Here is an 18,387-nt window from a genome sequence, read left to right on the forward strand (position 1 = left end):
CTACTTTGAAATTAGCTTGTCTCAAGCTGAAAAACTTTTTTGGCTCAATCTTAGTCTTTAAAATCCTCTCTCGCAAAATCATTTTCCACTCAGCACTCGTAATTTTCGCTGATTAGCTAATTTCTCTTTGCCATAAAATATCTGCCACTCTCGTCATTCCAGCTTTTAGATGGCGGCGATAGGTACTGAAAGGCAAATCTAGCAACTCAGCTGCTTGTTCTTGGGTGGGGGCAGGATTCAAATAAGTTCGATAAACAGCACGGTAGAGTTTTTCAGCACGCGGTGATGATTGTAAGGATTCAACTGCTTGTTTTAGCAGATTTTGTAAAACGTTAACGCGTTCGCGTAGATACCCAGAGGACAGCTTATCGGAGAGTTGCGTGTCCTTTGGACTCGCGCTCATACTTGCTTTTGTGGTAACTTGTTCTTCCACGCTGCGCGAGAGTACTTTGTACACGCTGCGCGATCGCACTAAGGGATTATTCTGTAATACATCAGGACAACTAAAGTTACGTAACGCATTCTGCACCGCCTCCACAAATTCAGGCTGACTAAGAACTAACAGAGGTTCACCGACTGGAGTATTATCTACAGATTCTCCGGCAGTTGTAACCTCTTTTCGGGCCAAAATTTCCTGCCATGCGGCAGGTGAGACAATTCGCCAGTCATGCCCATAAACACCATAGTGTCTTCCTTCAACTGTAAAATCAGTTTCAGAAAGTCGTGTTAAGTCGAAGTAGTTCAACATTGCTGTCCAACTATCTGCTTGGGCACAAGGTAGAAAGGTGTATGCTAACCCCGGTGTTTTCTGAAAATACTGCACAAAATTAATGAAAATTAGACTTTGGGTGGGGGAAACAGCTTGATAAGTGTCCCGCGCCATCCAGAAGCGGAAAATAGTTGCGCTTTCACTAGGGCGTAATGGTGCATGGGTTTGGAGATATTGCCAAGATGCCAGAGCGCCCGGATCTGCACTCAAATCTTCAACAGTTGCTGTCTGCAATGCCACCATCATTGCAAATCCCGCAGGTTCGGAGTGCAAGTCACGAAATACTACTACATTCTGCGGTTGGCGCTTCAACCAGTGATCTGCTATTTTTGCTGATTCTTCGCCTTCGTATTTTGCCACCATCCCCAGCAGTGCGGTTTTGTCAGTTTCCCGTAGTGAGTCCGTCAATAAACTACTTTCCTCACCCCAGGTGAAACAGGATCGAATCGCCGAGTTATCCCGATGCAAAAAAATATAATCAAGTAGCACTCGATGCTTTTCTTGCCCTTGGGTTTGTCCTAGTCGTTTAGTATAATATTGACGCGCTCGGTGGTGTAACTCAGTGTAGAATTCCGAATTACGCCAACGCAAATCAGCAATTAGAACTTCGCGTGCTAAATCGTGGGGAAATAAACCCAATTGCCCTGATTCGATAAACGACAGTCCGCGCAACCACTCAAATAAATCGTGAACATCAAGTATTTCCCCTAAAGAGTGAGCCTCACCAGCCAAAGTATTTTGAGGCACAGCCAATATTTGATTTAGTGCGACTTCGGTAGTCAGGCGGATCACCGCACAAGCTTCTAAAACCATACGGTGTGCGGGTGTTGGTACTTCTTTTATGAATCTTGACAACAATGTTTTAACAACATTGGGAGCAGATTCTGCTTGAAAAGAGATTTTTTTTCCTTGAGCAAACACCTCAGCAACCAAAGATAATGCTAGAGGATGTCCGTGGGTAAAATCTAGAATCGCCCGGTGTTGTGTGGTGGGAATATCTCGTGTGGTAAGATAAGTTTGACTTTCTTCTGGGGTAAGGTTGCGTAGGGGCAATGTGTGCATCAAAGCTTGCCAACCTGGATCGCTACACCAACCAGATGAGGGGGGATTGCGTCCAGCAATCACAATTAAGGTATTAACAGACAAATGGGGTAAAAATACTTCTCGCAACCATTCATCTAGCTGGGTAATAGCTTCATAGGTATCAATTAAAATTACATTCCGTTCTTGTCTTTGGGCTAGCACATCCAAAGGAGAATCTGATTCATTCAATCCCATCAACGAACACAACGTGCTAACAAAAGATTCTGGCGCAGCTTCTATATTACGTCCTTCTACGTAGATAGTTGATATTTTTGACCGTTCACAAAACCGTAAAAACTGCTGCATGAGGGTTGTCTTGCCCACACCACCAGGGCCAAAGACGTGCAAAATGTGAAAAGGTAATTCTGTTGATGCGATCGCATCAATAAATAGCTCCACTTCCCGCCCACGTCCTACAAATCTGCGATTTCGTTCTGCACTTAGTCGCTGTAATAGAGATGTCATTGGCATCCCTTCCTCAAATTTTACGTAGGATTACTGTTTTAAAGTATGAAGGATATTGTTGATTTATAAAATCTACTTTGAGAAAATTTATAAATTTTACATCCAAGCTTAAAGGCGTAATAAGTAGGTGGACGCTAAAAAAAATACGAATATATTAATAAATTTAAATCGCTTAAGAGCTTATATTCAAAGCGTTTCTGGTGCTTTATATAAGTTTATACAGTTCGGTTTAATTGTGCTTACCTACTTACTAGCGAACCAGTATTAGATAACCTTCTTTGTAGCATTGGTTTGGCTCCCCCAATTGCGACTGGTAAAACCCTGCAAAAGTGTTGCAAGGTCGCACCTAAAAGAAACCCTTGTGCAACAATACTTTACACTTTATGCATTTCTTACCTTTTTCTTTCTGCTAGACCTGACTTTTCCTGTTGAGTCTCAAAAAGCTTGCTCATAAAGGATTCTGGACAAAGCACAATATATACGTAAAGAAATTTAAATTAGGTGCTAAAAGTGACAAAAAATGTTGGACTGGTGGGAGAAAAATTTGTGCTTGTCCTGCGATCGCAAACGCGGTTACGAATTTTTCTCTAATCCCAAAACAACATTAAATCTGACTTTTCCACATCCCGTGAAAAGTCAGATTTAATGGTGGGGTGCAATGACTATGGGAATCATAACTAACTTATGCAGACATGATACAAGTAGGCTAAGTCGCTTACTTTTTTGCGTTTTTAATATCACCAATCAATTCATCAATCCTTGATTGAGTAGTGTTCCAAGAACACATAAAACGTACTCCTCCCACACCAATAAATGTATAAAACTGCCAGTTCCTGGCTTTTAAGCTGTGAACGACTTCTTCAGGTAATTTCACAAATACGGCGTTGGCTTCTCTAGGAAACATCAAGTCAACACCTTCTATGTTTAATAGTTGATTTTCTAAGTATTCAGCACATTGATTAGCATGTCTAGCATTTTTTAGCCAAGCACCAGTTTCTAATAAACCCAACCAAGGAGCCGAAATAAACCGCATTTTTGAAGCTAGCTGACCTGCTTGCTTGCATCGATAATCAAAATCTTCTGCTAGCGCTTTATTGAAGAAAATAATGGCTTCACCTAATGCCATTCCATTCTTGGTGCCACAAAAACACAATACATCGATTCCAGTTTTCCAAGTAATTTCAGCAGGGCTTTTATTCATAGCGGCAACTGCATTTGCAAAACGAGCGCCATCCATGTGAATCTTTAAGTTATATTTTTTTGCAACTTCTTTAATGCTTAAAAGTTCTTCGATAGAATATAAAGTTCCTAATTCAGTTGATTGTGTAATGCTAATAACTTTAGGTTTGGGATAATGAATATCAGTGCGTTTGGTGACAATTGACTCTATAGACTCTGATGTTAATTTGCCATTTTTACCGTGAGCAAGTAGCAGTTTAGAGCCATTAGATGCAAATTCCGGTGCGCCACATTCATCTGTTTCTATGTGAGATGTTTCATGGCAAATGACGCTGTGATATGACTGACAGAGAGCAGCTAAAGATAAAGAATTTGCCGCTGTCCCGTTAAAGGTAAAAAATACTTCACAATCAATTTCAAAGAGTTCCCGAAAATAATCTGTTGCTTTTTGAGTCCATTCATCATTTCCATAAGCTGGAACACTACCTTGGTTTGCCCTAATCATATATTCCAGTGCTTCAGGACAAATACCAGAGGAATTATCACTTGCAAACTGTTCTAATTGGCTACTCATAATTTATACTTTGATTTTTAACAGTAATTGTTACAATACTAGTAAATAATTTTTGACTTTGCCAATTCTAAGATTGACGGATAATACTATTAACATCTCCAATTATTTAATAATTATGCTAATTTCAATAACTTTGGATGTGATAAAATTTTTTATAGCCATAGTTAATCGTTTATGAAAAACAGGTTTTTGACTTATATAGAAAGCTGGAAGTTTGAACCTTTTGATTTTCACAAATTAAATCTGATTTTTATATTTTGTATCAACTTATTAATTAGCTTTTTTGCTGCAGCTTTTCTCTGAAATAGTTAGAATCTTAAGTAGTATAGTAATACTATTAAATGACTTTGCTAATGTCTATAGAAAACTGGAATCTTATTTTAACATCACTGAGATGTTTAATTACTACGGTGTCTTCGTCAGCCTTGCGTTGAGGGTATTTTGAGCCGATAAACATCGCCAATAACTAAAATTATACTAAAAAAATAAAGTTTGCTAATCAGAATGCTAATTATGTACTTATAATACACTATACAATGTCCTACCAATAACTATGAAATCACTATTTGGCATATTTGTCCTTTGTTAGTTCTCAGTAGTCATTTGTTTATTTTCTACTGACTAATGACCAATGATCAATGACCAATACTTCGGCTGCGCTCAGTACAAGTGACTAATAACTAATGACTGAACCATTGATTGAACTGAAAGGTGTTTCTAAGTCCTTTGGTAGCCATAAAGTTCTAGATAATGTAGACTTGACTATTTACCGGGGAGAAGCACTGGGGATTATTGGCCCATCAGGGACTGGGAAATCAACTATCTTACGAGTAGTAGCGGGGTTACTTAGTCCTGATGAAGGAGAAATTTATGTGCAAGGAGTGCGGCGAGACGGTTTGATTGAGGATGGTGGCCAGCAGGTTGGCATTGGTATGGTGTTTCAGCAGGCGGCCCTATTTGATTCGCTGACAGTAGAGGAAAATGTCGGATTTTTACTTTATCAAAATTCAAAGCTGCCGCGATCGCGCATCCGAGATTTGGTAAAAGAAAAATTGGAGATGGTAGGTTTGCCAGAAGTAGGCGACCTCTACCCAGCTGAACTTTCTGGGGGAATGCGCAAACGGGTAAGTTTTGCCCGTGCGATTATGTCTAACCCCGATAGTCCCAGTGAAGGGCCAGAAGTTCTACTATACGACGAACCAACAGCCGGACTCGATCCTATTGCCTCGACAGTCATCGAAGATTTAATCCGCCACTTGCAATGTTTACATGGAGTTTGTAGTACTTATGCTGTTGTTACCCACCAGGACAGCACTATCCGCCGTACATCTGATAGACTTATATTTCTCTATGAAGGTAAAGTGCAGTGGCAAGGTACAGTTAGTGAAATATACAACACAGAACATCCCTTGATCAGACAATTTATTAGTGGAAGTGTTCAAGGCCCGATTAAAGTCGCCGGCTAGAAACTTAAAAGTGAGGAGTAAGGAGTTAAATTTAACTACTAACTCCTAACTTTTAACTCCTAATTGGTTATTGGTTGTTGGTGGAGGCAAAAAAATGCGAGGTCTTATGACAAGTCGCTTCGCGTCTGGGCGAACATTTAGAGAAGGTTCTGTGGGATTATTACTCCTGCTAGGACTAGGGGTATTTGGATTACTCTTTCTGTGGTTAAATAGATTTACCGCTGCTGGCCGTTCATACAAAATTATTGTAGAATTTGCTAACGCTGGCGGAATGCAAAAGGGAGCAGCAGTTCGCTATCGTGGCGTTAAGGTAGGAACTATTTCCCAACTTCGACCAGGGCCAAATGCCATTGATGTAGAGATTGAAATTCCCCAAACTAACCTCATTATCCCCCGTAATGTCGTGGTGGAAGCTAATCAAAGCGGGTTAATTAGCGAAAGTATTATCGACATCACACCAAAAACAACCTTGCCTGCTGGGGTTGTGACTGCTAAACCCCTAGATAAAAGTTGTGATACCAGCCTCATCGTCTGTAATGGCTCTCGCTTAAAAGGTCAGGTCGGCATCAGTGTTGATGCACTAATTCGCAGTTCAACTGAGCTAGCTGGTGCATACAATAATCCAAAATTTTATCGAAATGTCAATAGGGTTCTAGAAACGACCACAGGCGCAGCATCCAGTTTTACTGAGCTAAGTCAGGATTTACAAGGTTTGACCAAAAGCTTACAACTACAACTTACTACCTTTTCCGCTACGGCTAATTCAGTGCAACGGGCAACAAACCAACTTAATGCATCTGCAAATCAAACAGTAAATAAATTTGGTGCAACTGCAACTCAAGCAAATCGGTTGCTGAACAACCTGGATAATTTGTTGACAACAAATCGTTCGACGCTGGTTGGTGCATTGAATAATATCACCGAAACCAGTAACCAACTGCGGGTTACAGTCAGTAGCTTATCACCATCTGTGAATCGATTGACTCAAGGAGAATTACTCAACAATTTAGAAACGCTTTCAGCAAATGCAGCCCAAGCCTCAGCTAATTTACGTGATGCTTCTAAAACCTTAAACGATCCCAAGAATGCGGTGTTGCTGCAACAAACTTTAGATTCAGCACGAGTAACCTTTGAAAATACCCAAAAAATTACATCTGATTTAGATGAATTGACAGGCGATCCTAATTTCCGTAAAAATCTGCGGCAATTGGTGAATGGTTTAAGTGGTTTAGTATCTTCTACACAACAGATGCAGCAACAAGTGCAGGTTGCTACTACTCTAGATTCGGTAAAAGCTGCTGTGAGCAAACCAAAGAATCTAATTCCTACCCCAGCACCAACCCAACAGGCGATGTTTAATGACAAGTCGCTACCAGTCTACGAAATGAATCCCTCAGCGGCTAATTTTACAAGTACCAACACCGACCTTCAACCAAGTCCTAGTCTGTCTATCCCGAACTCATCCCAAGAAAACCTTTTGAAGCAGCTGCGGGACTATGGTAAGCAACGGGAGCAATTGGAGACGGAGAAAGAGGCAATACAGGTTGACCCTTCAGCTTCGCTCACTGCTGACCCTAAGCAAAGCCAAACTGTTGAAAATTTTAAGTAAGATATTTTACTGTCAGGTGAATGTGTTGAAGCTCATCGACACCACTCGCTATAACTTTGAAAGGTGTCGATTGTCTGCATAGTAGAGTTTTCAGGCTGCAAAACCCATTGCTTATTGATACAGCAGATTTCAAGGAAAGTGAGATACACAAGCTAAGTCTGTTACCCAGATATAAAGCGTGTTTTACTCCAATACGCTTGGGTTAAAGGTTATTGGTGTAGATAATTGGTCTTTCAAGACGCGATTTATCGCGTCTCTACACCTGGGTTTTGTTGCTCATTCTGGACTGTATTATATTTTACTCCTGAATTCTGCTGTATCTTCCAAAACTCAAATAAGTTTGCTCTCATTAATCACAGCACCTGCTTTTAAGAACGAATTAACATTGGGTCATAAATTTGAGACTCTTGAACACCGTAATTACACAGAATAGAGCTAGCTATATCTTGCTCATTATCTGTGCCACTAATGATAAGTATGTAATTTCCTTGCTCTATTTGCTCATTATAAAAGCGTGCCCACTGATCTGCTATTCCTAACCTCATAGCGTCAAAGCGTTCACTTAAATTAATGCCTGTTAACCCAACCAATTGAGAAAAGTCTTTGCAAATTAAGGAAATCTGGTTTAATGAAAAACCTGCGACACACATATCCTTAATTGCCGCTTCAGCATTATCTATGCTATTAAAGCAACTAACACCATACTTAGACATCATCCCACTTTTATTAGGAATGGCAGTAGCAGAAGTCGTTGTGGTCAGAGAATTTGTAGTTTCATATTCACTATTGAGATGCTCGTAAATGCCAAACTCTTCAATACCCCAACGCTGTAGTATTTCTTGTACTTTAGCGATTTCAAAAGATGTGCAATCCACGATTATTAAATAGTGTCCGTCCTCTACTCGCTCGTTATATGCTCTAGCTTGCTCTGACGACATTCCCCAACCAACTAATGCACCAGCAAAAGTCCCAGTGGCAGCACCAATACTTGCCCCAACAAGGGTTGTAACCAAAGCAGTTGCTGCTGCCCCAGCCAGCATTATTGGGCCAACTCCAGGGATTGCTAAAGTCCCAAGACCCACTAATAAACCAGTTAACCCACCAACAGCGCCCCCTGAAAGCCCTCCTACTGTTGCACCTTCGTCAGATTTATCACCAGTGCCCTCTTTAACTTCATTATCGACAATCTCATGATTACGATCTGAATTTTGTACAACTACAGATACTTTCTCCATCGCCAAGCCAGAATCTCTCAACTCATGTATTGCCCGCTCTGCATCTATCCGATGAGTAAATACACCTACAGCACGTTGATATTGAATTAAAACCATTATTACTCCTTAGTCGCAGGGGAAAGATTAATTACTGACAAAGTTGATTCTTCAGTACCTGTTATATTAAATACGAGTTGCTTCAACTCAAAACTATCCTTAGTAATAAAATATATTCTTTCCCTTATTAGGTAGGCAATAACACCCTCAACGGTGCAAGTCATTTTGCTAAACAATAAGTAGAACGAGGTGAAAAAACCAAACTATGTAAAGATAGGTAAATACGGATAATATATCTAACGAGGTAACACCTAGTAATCTTAGTCAAAAGCAGGCGGGCAGGGCGGTGAGTGATGGCGAAAATCAGCCGTTACTTGACTCAGACTCTGAAGCTCAAAGTGAATCGGGAAAAGAGTCGAGTGGTCAAGATTGAGAATCTGAACTATCTCGGTTTTACCTTCCGAGGGATTCACATCTTTGTCTGTGATCAAGCTCTACAGGACTTCAAACATCGATTGTGAGGCTTCACGTCGCGCAGTTGGGGAGTCTCAATGGCAGAGCGCTTCGAGCGATTGAACAGTTACTTACAAGGGTGGATGAGCAAATGCAGGCATTTCCCAGCATTACACACCCATTGAGGAGCTAGAGGGTTGGCTGAGGCGACGGATTCGCATATATTATTCGGAAACAGTGGCGCAGACCGAGAACGCGCATTGCCAACTTGCTCAAATTGGGCACAAGTAAGCGTCATGCGATCTTGACAGGCATTAGTCATAAAGGCTACTGGCGTTTGTCAAAGATTTTAGCAACGCAGACAGGAATGACCAATGAGTGGTTGGAACAACAGGGATTGTTATCGGTTCGCCAACTCTGGATGAAAGTTCAGGGTTACGCTTAGTCATCAGTGTTGTTTGCGCGTCTTCATGAACCGCCCATTGCGGACCTGCATGATGGGTGGTGTGGGAGGGAAGGGTTAAACGCCCTTCTCGACCCGATTGGGCGGCTGCTCCACCGAAAATGAACAAATCTCAATTATTCTGAATAAGCCTTCGACTAATAATCGATTTTTAGCAGCCTTGTTTGGGTGAACATACCTGCCCGCTCCAAAGTCTTCTTTGACACATGGTTGTAATACCAGCACCCAGCAATTGGGTGTAGTTCCCGTCGCCGACATTCCTCTATTAATAGCGTGATTGTGGCAGTTGCAATACCAATGTGCCGAAAGTGTTCGATCGTGTACATGCCGATGCTGGCGACATCACCATAAAGGCTACTCGATTCGATCAACCCAAATCCGACATACTCATCGCTAGATCGTACCAGAAACAATGTGTGTGCTGCGAGATGCTTCTCAACAGGCGTGAAAAACTCACCCGCGTACTGTTGAATGAAGGGAATATCTTCGGGGTTAGCCAAGCGCAACGAAAATGATTGAGTTGCTGTATGGTCTTGTGTATGTGGAACGACATTGAAAAAGTATGCTTGTTTTGTAAGTTGGCGGTAATCATCAAGCGCATGAGCGAGAAAAAACTCGTCGCACGTTGGAACGAACGCCGATTCGACGTGTTCTAGCTTGCGTAGTTGCTGAAACACGGCTTGTCCATAGCGCTTATGTTGGTCAGTCAGGCTAAATTGGGTAAGCAAACTTTCACCATGAATTGACGCAAAGCCTGCAGATTGGCGAGCAATGAAGATGTGATAATGGTGCGACGCAAGGATATGTTCCTCCAGGAACGAATCAATGCGTGCGGGGAGTGCCGCAAGGTGGCTTTGCACCGCTTCACGAATGTCAGAAAATGAAACAGGGCTAAATTGTATGTCCATATCTACCTCTATCAAGTTGTTGCAACAGGTATAAGTATGTAACAAACAATTAAGCAAAAGAATTAGAGTTAAATTTTACACGTTGCGTACTATAGGGCGACCGAGCGTCTGGGGGTTTCCCCATGAGCGACTGGCGTGTGGAGTGCAATGACTGTGGGAATCATAACTAATTATGCGGACATGATATAACTGATGCAGAGTTATTATTAGTGAGTGACACGGGACAGCCTCAACTACATGTGTATGTCCAACGCAGACATAACGACATTCCCCTGTGTTGATATCCTAAATTCTCACGGCTTGGTCATGGAATGTAAATTACGTCTTTGAAATTTCGCTTCTGTTCTTACTGTGGTTTTCTCTATAAGGAGTCCGGGAATTCTGTGTGATTTGATGGACAACCTGTTTAACAAAACCTTCCTAAAGGCTGACTGTCCTTTACTTATGCTTTGTCCGTAGGCAGACGAGATCAATATATAAAATCAGTAATATTTATTTGTATAGTTAAAAGGCTTGTGTAGATTTCATCCTACCTAGTTCAAGCCGTATTTTTTTATTAATTTAGTAAGCAGTAATTATGCGTTGGCAAATAGGTCGTCGGAGTACAAATGTTGAAGATCGGCGTGGGATGAAGATTTCCGCTCCTGTCGTGGGTGGAGGTGTAGGAGCGGCACTCATATCGCTACTGGTTTTACTATTGGGTGGTGATCCCAGTGCCCTTTGGCAACAAGATTCCCCACCAAGTGATAGCCCGATAGCTGAGTCACCTCAAACAACAGGATCTCAAACTCAAGATCAAATGGCGGATTTTGTATCTGTTGTACTGGCTGATACAGAAGATACATGGAGTGAGTTGTTTCGGCAAGACGGAGAAACTTATGTAGAACCAAAGTTAGTTCTTTATTCAGGAGCGGTGGAGTCTGCTTGTGGATTTGCACGTTCAGCAGTTGGGCCGTTTTATTGTCCGCGCGATCAAAAGGTGTATATTGACTTGAGTTTTTACCGCGATTTGAAGACTCAATATCAAGCACCTGGAGATTTTGCTCAAGCATACGTGATTGCTCATGAAATTGGGCATCATGTCCAAAATTTACTTGGAATTTCGCAGCAAGTTAGAGGTTTGCAGAACCAAGTGAATCAGACACAAGCAAATCAGCTTTCTGTGCGATTAGAATTACAAGCAGACTGTTTTGCAGGGGTTTGGGCAAATCATGCTCAACGCTCACGGCAAATTCTGGAGACAGGTGATATTGAAGAAGCATTGAACGCAGCTAGCAGTATTGGAGATGACCGCTTGCAAAAACAAGCTAGAGGCTATACTGTGCCAGAATCTTTTACACATGGTAGTTCAGCCCAAAGGGTTCGTTGGTTTAAACAAGGTATCCAAACGGGCGATCCTCAGAAATGTAATACTTTTGCCAAGACAAATTCTTAACATATTTCAATTTTCACGATTCTCTGGCAGTCATCTAGCTTTATTGGCAAACCTTTCCTAATCAGGGAGCAGAAATTGAGGAAGCGATCGCCACAATCGATTTATACTATTAAGAAGACTTGTCTAAACTCATCTTGTTCTGAAAACGAGATAGCGATCGCAAGGTTTATTTTAATATTCCAAAAACTATTTGGTTATTTATTTATTACTAAAAGAGCAAGTAAAAGTACTGATTTAGGATTAGCCACTTCCCGGTAGATTATAGAAGAAAAACATGGTGGACAACTCACAGTGACATCTGACATTAGGCAAAGGCGCAGAATTAGCGATCGTCATTCCAGCGCTGAGTCAGGAGTTAGGAATGGAAAAGAATAACTAATGCCCTATTCCCCATAACTAATTCCAATCCTGTTCATCTTTCTTGCCACGGCTTTTGTAAATTCCACCCAAATCGTGAATTTGACGAGTTTTCTCAAAAAGCTCGGCTTCGGTTAAACCCCACTGTTGCAAGACTTTATCTAGGTCTTTTTGGATGTCTCTCGCCCCTGGAAACCCTTGATAGCGCATTCGCAGTCTAGCCAATTCTGCTAAGTTATAGTCTGTCGCCTCTTGAGCGAGTAAAATATCAATAAGGGGGCGATCGCGGTTATAAAGTGGATGTTGTTGGTCTTTACCGGCCGTTGCTTCAGTCATTGTCAGTCCTGAGTTTAGAGTGCTAAGTCCTGAATTTTAAGTTTAGCTGACAGTGGAAAATAAAACAGACAAAAGAAAATTGTCAAATACCGAAAACTTAACTGTCAACTTTGCAACTATTGAATTTTTCCGTACTCCACTCAGCACTCCTACTAGACGGCAAGTACACCTGATGTCTTACGGCTCTCACCACTGCCACTTAACTTTAAATAAAGTTACATTAGTCCTTAAGAAAATACAAAAAACTTTAGATGAGGGTGAATTTTATCTCACCCAAAGTCCAAGCAGCGAGGGAGCAATAACCCATTATGTTTGAACACTTCACTTCCGAAGCCATTAGAGTAATTATGTTAGCTCAGGAGGAAGCACGTCGCCTGGGACATAACTTCGTAGGAACTGAGCAAATTCTCCTGGGTTTGATGGGAGAAGGAACTGGGGTTGCTGCTAAAGTGCTAGCTGAATTAGGCGTTACCCTCAAAGATGCACGTCGCGAGGTAGAAAAAATTATTGGTAGGGGTTCTGGCTTTGTACCACCAGAAATTCCTTTTACTCCTAAAGTGAAAAGCCTCTTTGAGCAATCGTTTAAAGAAGCTCATAGTCTAGGACAGAATTACATAAACACTGAACACTTACTCTTAGGATTAACCGAGGCTGGTGAAGGTGTCGCCGCCAAAGTACTACAAAATCTAGGGGTTGACTTCAAGAGTGTCCGCAGTGCCATAGTTCGCCGTTTGGGTGAAAATGCACCAGCTTTTGCTGGTAGTGGTAGTCAAAAGCGCACCCAACCGCTAACAATGGAAGAATTTGGCAGAAATTTGACCAAATTAGCCCAAGAAGGCAGACTCGACCCCGTAGTTGGTCGTGAGAAGGAAATTGAGCGGGCAATCCAAATTCTCGGTCGCCGCACTAAGAATAACCCAGTGTTGATTGGAGAACCAGGAGTTGGTAAAACTGCGATCGCAGAAGGTCTAGCTCAACGGATTATCAACCAGGATGTTCCTGAAAACTTACAAGACAAGCAAGTTATCAGCCTCGATATGGGGTCGTTGGTAGCTGGAACTCGCTTCCGTGGCGATTTTGAAGAACGCATCAAAAAAGTTGTGGAAGAAGTCCGCACTGTAGGCAATATCATCTTGGTGATTGACGAAATTCACACCTTGGTTGGCGCTGGTGGTACAGAAGGTGGTTTGGATGCAGCCAACATTCTTAAACCTGCCTTAGCACGGGGTGAACTCCAGTGCATCGGCGCAACTACCCTTGATGAGTATCGTAAGCATATTGAGCGTGATGCTGCCCTAGAGCGTCGTTTCCAACCGATTAAGGTCGGGGAACCATCGGTAGAGGAAACCGTACAAATTCTCTACGGCTTGCGCGGTGCTTATGAACAACACCACAAAGTCACAATTTTGGATGCAGCACTTGTCGCAGCAGCAGAATTATCAGACCGCTATATTAGCGATCGCTTCTTGCCAGATAAGGCAATAGACTTGATTGATGAAGCTGGTTCTCGCGTTCGTCTACGGAACTCCCAAAGTTCTCCCAATAAAGAACTGAAGCGTGAACTCGCTGGCGTTACCAAAGAAAAAGAAGCAGCAGTCAGAGTCCAAGATTTTGACAAAGCTACACAACTACGCGACCAAGAGTTAAAACTTGCAGAACAACTGCAAGCAACGTTTTCACAAAACGAGCAACCTGTCAACTCTAGCGTAGTTGACGAAGAAGACATCGCTCAAATCGTTGCTTCTTGGACTGGCGTACCAGTTAATAAGCTAACTGAATCTGAGTCAGAGTTACTCCTACACCTAGAAGACACTCTGCATCAGCGGCTCATCGGACAAGAGCAAGCAGTCTCGGCTGTATCTCGCGGTATCCGTCGCGCCCGCGTTGGCTTGAAAAATCCCAATCGTCCCATTGCTAGCTTTATCTTCTCCGGCCCCACTGGAGTTGGTAAAACAGAATTGGCGAAGGCACTAGCTGCCTACTTCTTCGGCGCGGAAGACTCGATGATTCGGCTAGATATGTCCGAATACATGGAAAGCCATACCGTCGCCAAACTGATTGGTTCGCCTCCTGGTTATGTAGGATACGACGAAGGCGGACAACTTACAGAAGCCGTGCGCCGGAAACCATACTCAGTGCTGCTATTCGACGAAATCGAAAAAGCACATCCTGATGTATTCAATATGCTACTGCAACTCTTGGATGACGGTCATCTTACCGATGCCAAAGGTCGGAAAGTGGACTTCAAGAACACGCTGATCATTTTGACTTCTAACATCGGTTCCAAGGTGATTGAAAAAGGTGGTAGTGGTTTAGGCTTTGACTTTGACACTCAAGCCGACGCTAGTTATAACCGCATCCGCACCTTGGTAAATGAGGAATTGAAAGCTTACTTCCGTCCTGAGTTCCTTAACCGTCTTGATGAGATTATCGTCTTCACCCAGCTTTCCAAGGATGAAGTTAAGCAAATCGCTGAAATTATGCTCCGCGATGTTGCTAATCGCTTGACAGAAAAGGGAATTATCTTAGAAGTTAGCGATCGCTTCAAAGAGCTTGTGGTACAAGAGGGTTATAACCCCAGCTATGGCGCTAGGCCATTACGTCGGGCAATTATGCGTCTTTTAGAAGATTCTCTCGCCGAAGCAATGCTATCTGGTGAAATTACAGATGGAGACACAGCCCTTATCGATGTTGATGATGACTCTCAAGTGAGAGTACAAAAATCAGAAAAACGAGAATTGCTCTTGGCAAATGTTGGCTAATTTTATACCCGATCGCTTTTTACTGTAATATTTGAGAAACACTCCAGCCTTTTGCGTAGAGCAGAGGCATAAACAGGGTCATCTCAGACAAACATCAAGTGAAATGGTATTATTTCCCACCCCTAGTAGAAATGCTAGGGGTTTTTTATGCGATTCCTTTTGAGTGGTCAATATCCACTTATCCACTGTTTATAATCAGTTTTAGGATATGGCAATAAGGGACTTCCAAATAAAAAAATATCCCATCACTTTTACGGCAGGGGAGTAGGGAGCAGGGGAAGGAAAATTTCAAAAATTGGATAGTTTATTTTTTGGAGTTCCCTTAGTTAACAAAAATTAGAATGCACAAATGCTCAAATTGGAAAAACTTTGTCAGAGTAGAAATAAGGGATTTGATATTTACCTATGTGTAATTAAATGACTCAAATATTTGAAGATGTGACGAAAACAGACGATTATATCCGTGTTGCTCAACTTGCGGAAGTTCAGGCAGCAGGCAGTTTGTTAGTCCACAAGGAAAAGCATACGATTGCTTTGTTTTACTCAAATAATACAGTTTACGCAATTGATAACCGTTGTCCTCACATGGGCTTTCCCTTACAAGGAAGCACTTGCAAAGATGGTATTGTTACCTGTCCTTGGCATTATGCCCGCTTTGATCTTGCTAGTGGTGGAACGTTTGACTCGTGGGCAGATGATGTTCCTTGTTTCCCAGTAGAAATCCGTGATGGTGAAGTTTGGATAAATTTAGCACCACCAGTTAACCCTCATGCTCACCACCGCCAACGTCTGCTAGACGGTTTAGAGCAGAATATTTCTTTAGTGATTGCAAAATCAACGCTCGCACTTTTAGATATAGGAGTGAACCCGACAGAACCATTTCTCATGGGGCTAGAATTTGGCACTCGTTATAACAAAGCGGGTTGGAGTTCAGGTTTGACTATCCACACCTGTATGATGAATCTACTACCTTATCTCGATGTAGAAGACAAACCTCGTGCTTTATTTCACGGACTGTCGGCAGTAGCTAATGATAGTGCAGGTGCGCCACCAGAGTTTGTTGTTCACCCATTACCCAACTCAAAAGTAGATTTTGCAACTCTCAAAAACTGGTTTCGCCAATTTATTCAGGTACGGGATACTGAAGCAGCACAAAGATGTTTAGTATCTGCTGTTCGTTTGGGAGCTAATTCAAAGCAAATAGCAGATATGCTGTTCTGTGCTGCCACAGATCGTCGCTATCTTGATGTTGGGCATACGCTTGATTTTATCAATAAAGCATTAGAAGCACTTGATACTACAGCTTGGCAAGCAGCAGAATCAATTTTGGCTAGCCTAGTTTCGGGTTTAGCCAATGCTTCGCGGATGGAAGAATCCAATTCCTGGCGCTACCCTGTAGATTTGGTGGCAATATTAGAGTCAGCTTTTGAGCAATTACCGACTGTATTAAGTGTGGGAAAATCTCGACAAGGAAATTGGTCACAAGCAGATGAACTAGTACCAATTTTATTGGGTGAAGACCCACAAGCGATCGCAAATTCGCTGTTGAATGCACTGAAAGCAGGTTGTACTGAAGAACAATTAGCTGGTGTAGTTACTTATACAGCAGCATTAAGAGTAGCTCGTTTCCATACTAATAATGACTTTGGAGATTGGAATTCAGCCCACCATCCATTTACGTTTGCAAATGCCGTACATCAAGCTTTACGAAGAGTACCAACGGTCGAACTACTAAGAGGTGTGTTTGATGCGGCGATGAGTGTATATTTAAATCGTTTTTTGAATGTCCCACCAGCAAGGCTGCCAGAACCCAAAGACATCGTAGAAAATCCCGAACAATTACTCCAGCAGCTACCGGATTTATTAAACCGTCAGCAGCAAGTAAACCAGACAGGGCAATTAGTTGCTAATTATTTATACAGTGGTGGTAGTGCTGAAAGACTGATGGCAAAACTGGGGAAATTGATGCTGCGAGAAAACCGTGATTTTCATGTCATTCAAGAAATAGAAGCCGCTTTTCGTCAGTATTCTTTCCTCGGTCAAACTTCGGCTGGAATTCATATACTAGTGGCTGCGTCTCGGTATTTAGCTGCTCATTCTCCGACAATGCGATCTCAAGGACAAACTTATCAAATTGCGGAACGTTTACATCAAGGCGATCGCTTATTTGAGGAATCATGACCGGAAAGTAGAGAATTTGAACTGTATCCTATTTTCTAGAGCGATGTTTACGACGGGCTACGCCTACGCTTTTCTTTCGGCTCAATGATATACCAAAATGAATGCGTGAATTACTCTAATGAGTAAGCAAACTGGGGTTTAAGAAAGTAAAAGCTGCTTTTGCTTGCGGAAAACACTAAAATGAGAAAGCAAAAGCAGCTTTTGTTTGTGGAAAACACTAAAATGCGAGATTCAAACCTGCTTTTAAAGAAGTAAAAGCTGCTTTTGCTTGTGGAAAACACTAAAATGCGAGATTAAAAGCTGCTTTTGAAGAAGTAAAAGCTGCTTTTGTTTGTGGAAAACACTAAAATGCGAGATTAAAAGCTGCTTTTGAGAAAGTAAAAGCTGCTTTTGCATAAGTAATCAGGCATTTTTACTTAATTCAATATGAGTTTCAGTCTAAGCGATACCTTTCCTTTGGAACGGTACAGGAACGCTAACGCGCTTTTCAGTTTTATCACGGTATGCTTTGCACAAAACCTGTAAATTTGTATCCCCATGTAGTCTATTCTTGATTTGGGGGGATGCGATCGCGCAAATCTGCTAAATTATCACGAGTAGTAATAGTATCAGGATGATCCAACCCTAACTTTCGCTCAAAAATATCTAAAGCTTGTATTAAAAAAAGTTCCGCTTTGCTATATTTTTCTTGGGAATGGTAGAGTGCTGCCAAGCTGTTGAGGCTTTGTGCAACGTTAGGATGTTCATCTCCCAGTAAACCTCGTCTCAGTTCTAAAGCTTTTTGGTACAAAGGTTCAGCTTTGCTGTATCTTCCTTGAGAGTAGTAGAGTCCTGCCAGATTGTAGAGGCTTTGTGCAAAATCTGGATGTTCCTCTCCCAGCAAGCGTTGTCTCAGTTCCAAAGCTTGCTGGAACAAAGGTTCGGCTTCACTGTATTTTTCTTGGGAGTAGTAAAGTACTGCTAGGTTGTTCAGGCTTTGTACAAAATCTGGATGTTCCTCTCCCAGCAAGCGTTGTCTCAGTTCCAAAGCTTGCTGGAACAAAGGTTCGGCTTCACTGTATTTTTCTTGGGAGTAG

Annotated in this window: 15 protein-coding genes; 8 read left to right on the forward strand and 7 right to left on the reverse strand. The window is 42.0% G+C overall.

From position 1 onward, the window contains the following. Window positions 1-112: 112 nt before the first annotated feature. Complete coding sequence (locus V7K60_RS04900) at window positions 113-2,317, reverse strand: ATP-binding protein (protein ID WP_334923412.1); 2,205 nt, start codon at window positions 2,315-2,317, stop codon at window positions 113-115. A 520-nt stretch (window positions 2,318-2,837) separates the two neighbouring features. Here V7K60_RS04900 and V7K60_RS04905 point away from each other — a divergent pair. Continuing rightward, window positions 2,838-2,963 carry a hypothetical protein gene (locus tag V7K60_RS04905; protein WP_334923414.1) on the forward strand — a complete coding sequence of 42 codons (126 nt, stop codon included), beginning with the start codon at window positions 2,838-2,840 and terminating at the stop codon, window positions 2,961-2,963. A gap of 69 nt (window positions 2,964-3,032) precedes the next feature. Here the strand turns inward: V7K60_RS04905 and V7K60_RS04910 are convergent, their stop codons facing one another. Further along, window positions 3,033-4,070 (reverse strand): threonine aldolase family protein, encoded by a 1,038-nt coding sequence (locus V7K60_RS04910; protein ID WP_334923416.1) that lies wholly within the window; start codon window positions 4,068-4,070, stop codon window positions 3,033-3,035. Between the two features lie 683 nt (window positions 4,071-4,753). Between V7K60_RS04910 and V7K60_RS04915 the strand changes: the two genes are divergently transcribed. Then, on the forward strand, window positions 4,754-5,536 hold the full coding sequence (locus tag V7K60_RS04915) for an ABC transporter ATP-binding protein (RefSeq protein ID WP_334923418.1): 783 nt from the start codon (window positions 4,754-4,756) through the stop codon (window positions 5,534-5,536). A 94-nt stretch (window positions 5,537-5,630) separates the two neighbouring features. Further along, window positions 5,631-7,145, forward strand: a complete 1,515-nt coding sequence (locus V7K60_RS04920; protein ID WP_334923420.1) for an MlaD family protein — start codon at window positions 5,631-5,633, stop codon at window positions 7,143-7,145. A 368-nt stretch (window positions 7,146-7,513) separates the two neighbouring features. Here V7K60_RS04920 and V7K60_RS04925 read toward each other — a convergent pair whose 3' ends face one another. Beyond that, the gene (locus V7K60_RS04925) at window positions 7,514-8,476 is read right to left on the reverse strand and encodes a hypothetical protein (protein WP_334923422.1); all 963 of its coding nucleotides are present in this window, start codon (window positions 8,474-8,476) and stop codon (window positions 7,514-7,516) included. Window positions 8,477-8,736: 260 nt separating this feature from the next. After that, complete coding sequence (locus V7K60_RS04930; protein ID WP_334923423.1) at window positions 8,737-8,907, reverse strand: hypothetical protein; 171 nt, start codon at window positions 8,905-8,907, stop codon at window positions 8,737-8,739. A gap of 239 nt (window positions 8,908-9,146) precedes the next feature. Here V7K60_RS04930 and V7K60_RS04935 point away from each other — a divergent pair, with 239 nt between their 5' ends. Beyond that, a complete protein-coding gene (locus tag V7K60_RS04935; RefSeq protein ID WP_334923425.1) occupies window positions 9,147-9,314 on the forward strand; it encodes a hypothetical protein in 168 nt (55 codons plus the stop codon). Window positions 9,315-9,469: 155 nt separating this feature from the next. Here the strand turns inward: V7K60_RS04935 and V7K60_RS04940 are convergent, their stop codons facing one another. Next, a complete protein-coding gene (locus V7K60_RS04940) occupies window positions 9,470-10,240 on the reverse strand; it encodes a GNAT family N-acetyltransferase (RefSeq protein ID WP_334923427.1) in 771 nt (256 codons plus the stop codon). A gap of 577 nt (window positions 10,241-10,817) precedes the next feature. On the opposite strand from V7K60_RS04940, the gene ypfJ reads away from it, so the two are divergent. Continuing rightward, window positions 10,818-11,675, forward strand: a complete 858-nt coding sequence (ypfJ, locus tag V7K60_RS04945) for a KPN_02809 family neutral zinc metallopeptidase (RefSeq protein ID WP_334923429.1) — start codon at window positions 10,818-10,820, stop codon at window positions 11,673-11,675. 396 nt (window positions 11,676-12,071) lie between these two features. Here ypfJ and V7K60_RS04950 read toward each other — a convergent pair whose 3' ends face one another. Then, window positions 12,072-12,368, reverse strand: coding sequence for a DUF3288 family protein (locus tag V7K60_RS04950; protein ID WP_094353136.1), 297 nt, complete (start codon window positions 12,366-12,368; stop codon window positions 12,072-12,074). 79 nt (window positions 12,369-12,447) lie between these two features. Between V7K60_RS04950 and V7K60_RS04955 the strand changes: the two genes are divergently transcribed. The 3 genes from V7K60_RS04955 (at window position 12,448) to V7K60_RS04965 (ending at window position 17,311) form a co-directional block, all read left to right on the forward strand. After that, complete coding sequence (locus V7K60_RS04955) at window positions 12,448-12,684, forward strand: hypothetical protein (RefSeq protein ID WP_334923431.1); 237 nt, start codon at window positions 12,448-12,450, stop codon at window positions 12,682-12,684. Then, a complete protein-coding gene (locus tag V7K60_RS04960; RefSeq protein WP_334923432.1) occupies window positions 12,677-15,130 on the forward strand; it encodes an ATP-dependent Clp protease ATP-binding subunit in 2,454 nt (817 codons plus the stop codon). Before V7K60_RS04955 ends, V7K60_RS04960 begins: the two co-directional genes overlap by 8 nt. Before the next feature lie 417 nt (window positions 15,131-15,547). Then, window positions 15,548-17,311 (forward strand): Rieske (2Fe-2S) protein, encoded by a 1,764-nt coding sequence (locus tag V7K60_RS04965; RefSeq protein WP_334923434.1) that lies wholly within the window; start codon window positions 15,548-15,550, stop codon window positions 17,309-17,311. A 544-nt stretch (window positions 17,312-17,855) separates the two neighbouring features. On the opposite strand, the gene V7K60_RS04970 is transcribed toward V7K60_RS04965, so the two are convergent. Then, window positions 17,856-18,387 (reverse strand): tetratricopeptide repeat protein (locus V7K60_RS04970; protein WP_334923436.1); only part of this gene is annotated, 532 nt, incomplete at its 5' end.

Source organism: Nostoc sp. (assembly GCF_036917555.1).
Taxonomy (GTDB): Bacteria; Cyanobacteriota; Cyanobacteriia; order Cyanobacteriales; family Nostocaceae; genus Nostoc.

Coding starts and splice junctions, on each gene's coding strand:
- V7K60_RS04920 (WP_334923420.1), top strand. CDS start 5,631: ATGCGAGGTCTTATGACAAGTCGCTTCGCGTCTGGGCGAACATTTAGA.
- V7K60_RS04960 (WP_334923432.1), top strand. CDS start 12,677: ATGTTTGAACACTTCACTTCCGAAGCCATTAGAGTAATTATGTTAGCT.
- V7K60_RS04950 (WP_094353136.1), bottom strand. CDS start 12,368: ATGACTGAAGCAACGGCCGGTAAAGACCAACAACATCCACTTTATAAC.
- V7K60_RS04925 (WP_334923422.1), bottom strand. CDS start 8,476: ATGGTTTTAATTCAATATCAACGTGCTGTAGGTGTATTTACTCATCGG.
- V7K60_RS04940 (WP_334923427.1), bottom strand. CDS start 10,240: ATGGACATACAATTTAGCCCTGTTTCATTTTCTGACATTCGTGAAGCG.
- ypfJ (WP_334923429.1), top strand. CDS start 10,818: ATGCGTTGGCAAATAGGTCGTCGGAGTACAAATGTTGAAGATCGGCGT.
- V7K60_RS04965 (WP_334923434.1), top strand. CDS start 15,548: ATGACTCAAATATTTGAAGATGTGACGAAAACAGACGATTATATCCGT.
- V7K60_RS04910 (WP_334923416.1), bottom strand. CDS start 4,070: ATGAGTAGCCAATTAGAACAGTTTGCAAGTGATAATTCCTCTGGTATT.
- V7K60_RS04900 (WP_334923412.1), bottom strand. CDS start 2,317: ATGACATCTCTATTACAGCGACTAAGTGCAGAACGAAATCGCAGATTT.
- V7K60_RS04915 (WP_334923418.1), top strand. CDS start 4,754: ATGACTGAACCATTGATTGAACTGAAAGGTGTTTCTAAGTCCTTTGGT.
- V7K60_RS04905 (WP_334923414.1), top strand. CDS start 2,838: ATGTTGGACTGGTGGGAGAAAAATTTGTGCTTGTCCTGCGATCGCAAA.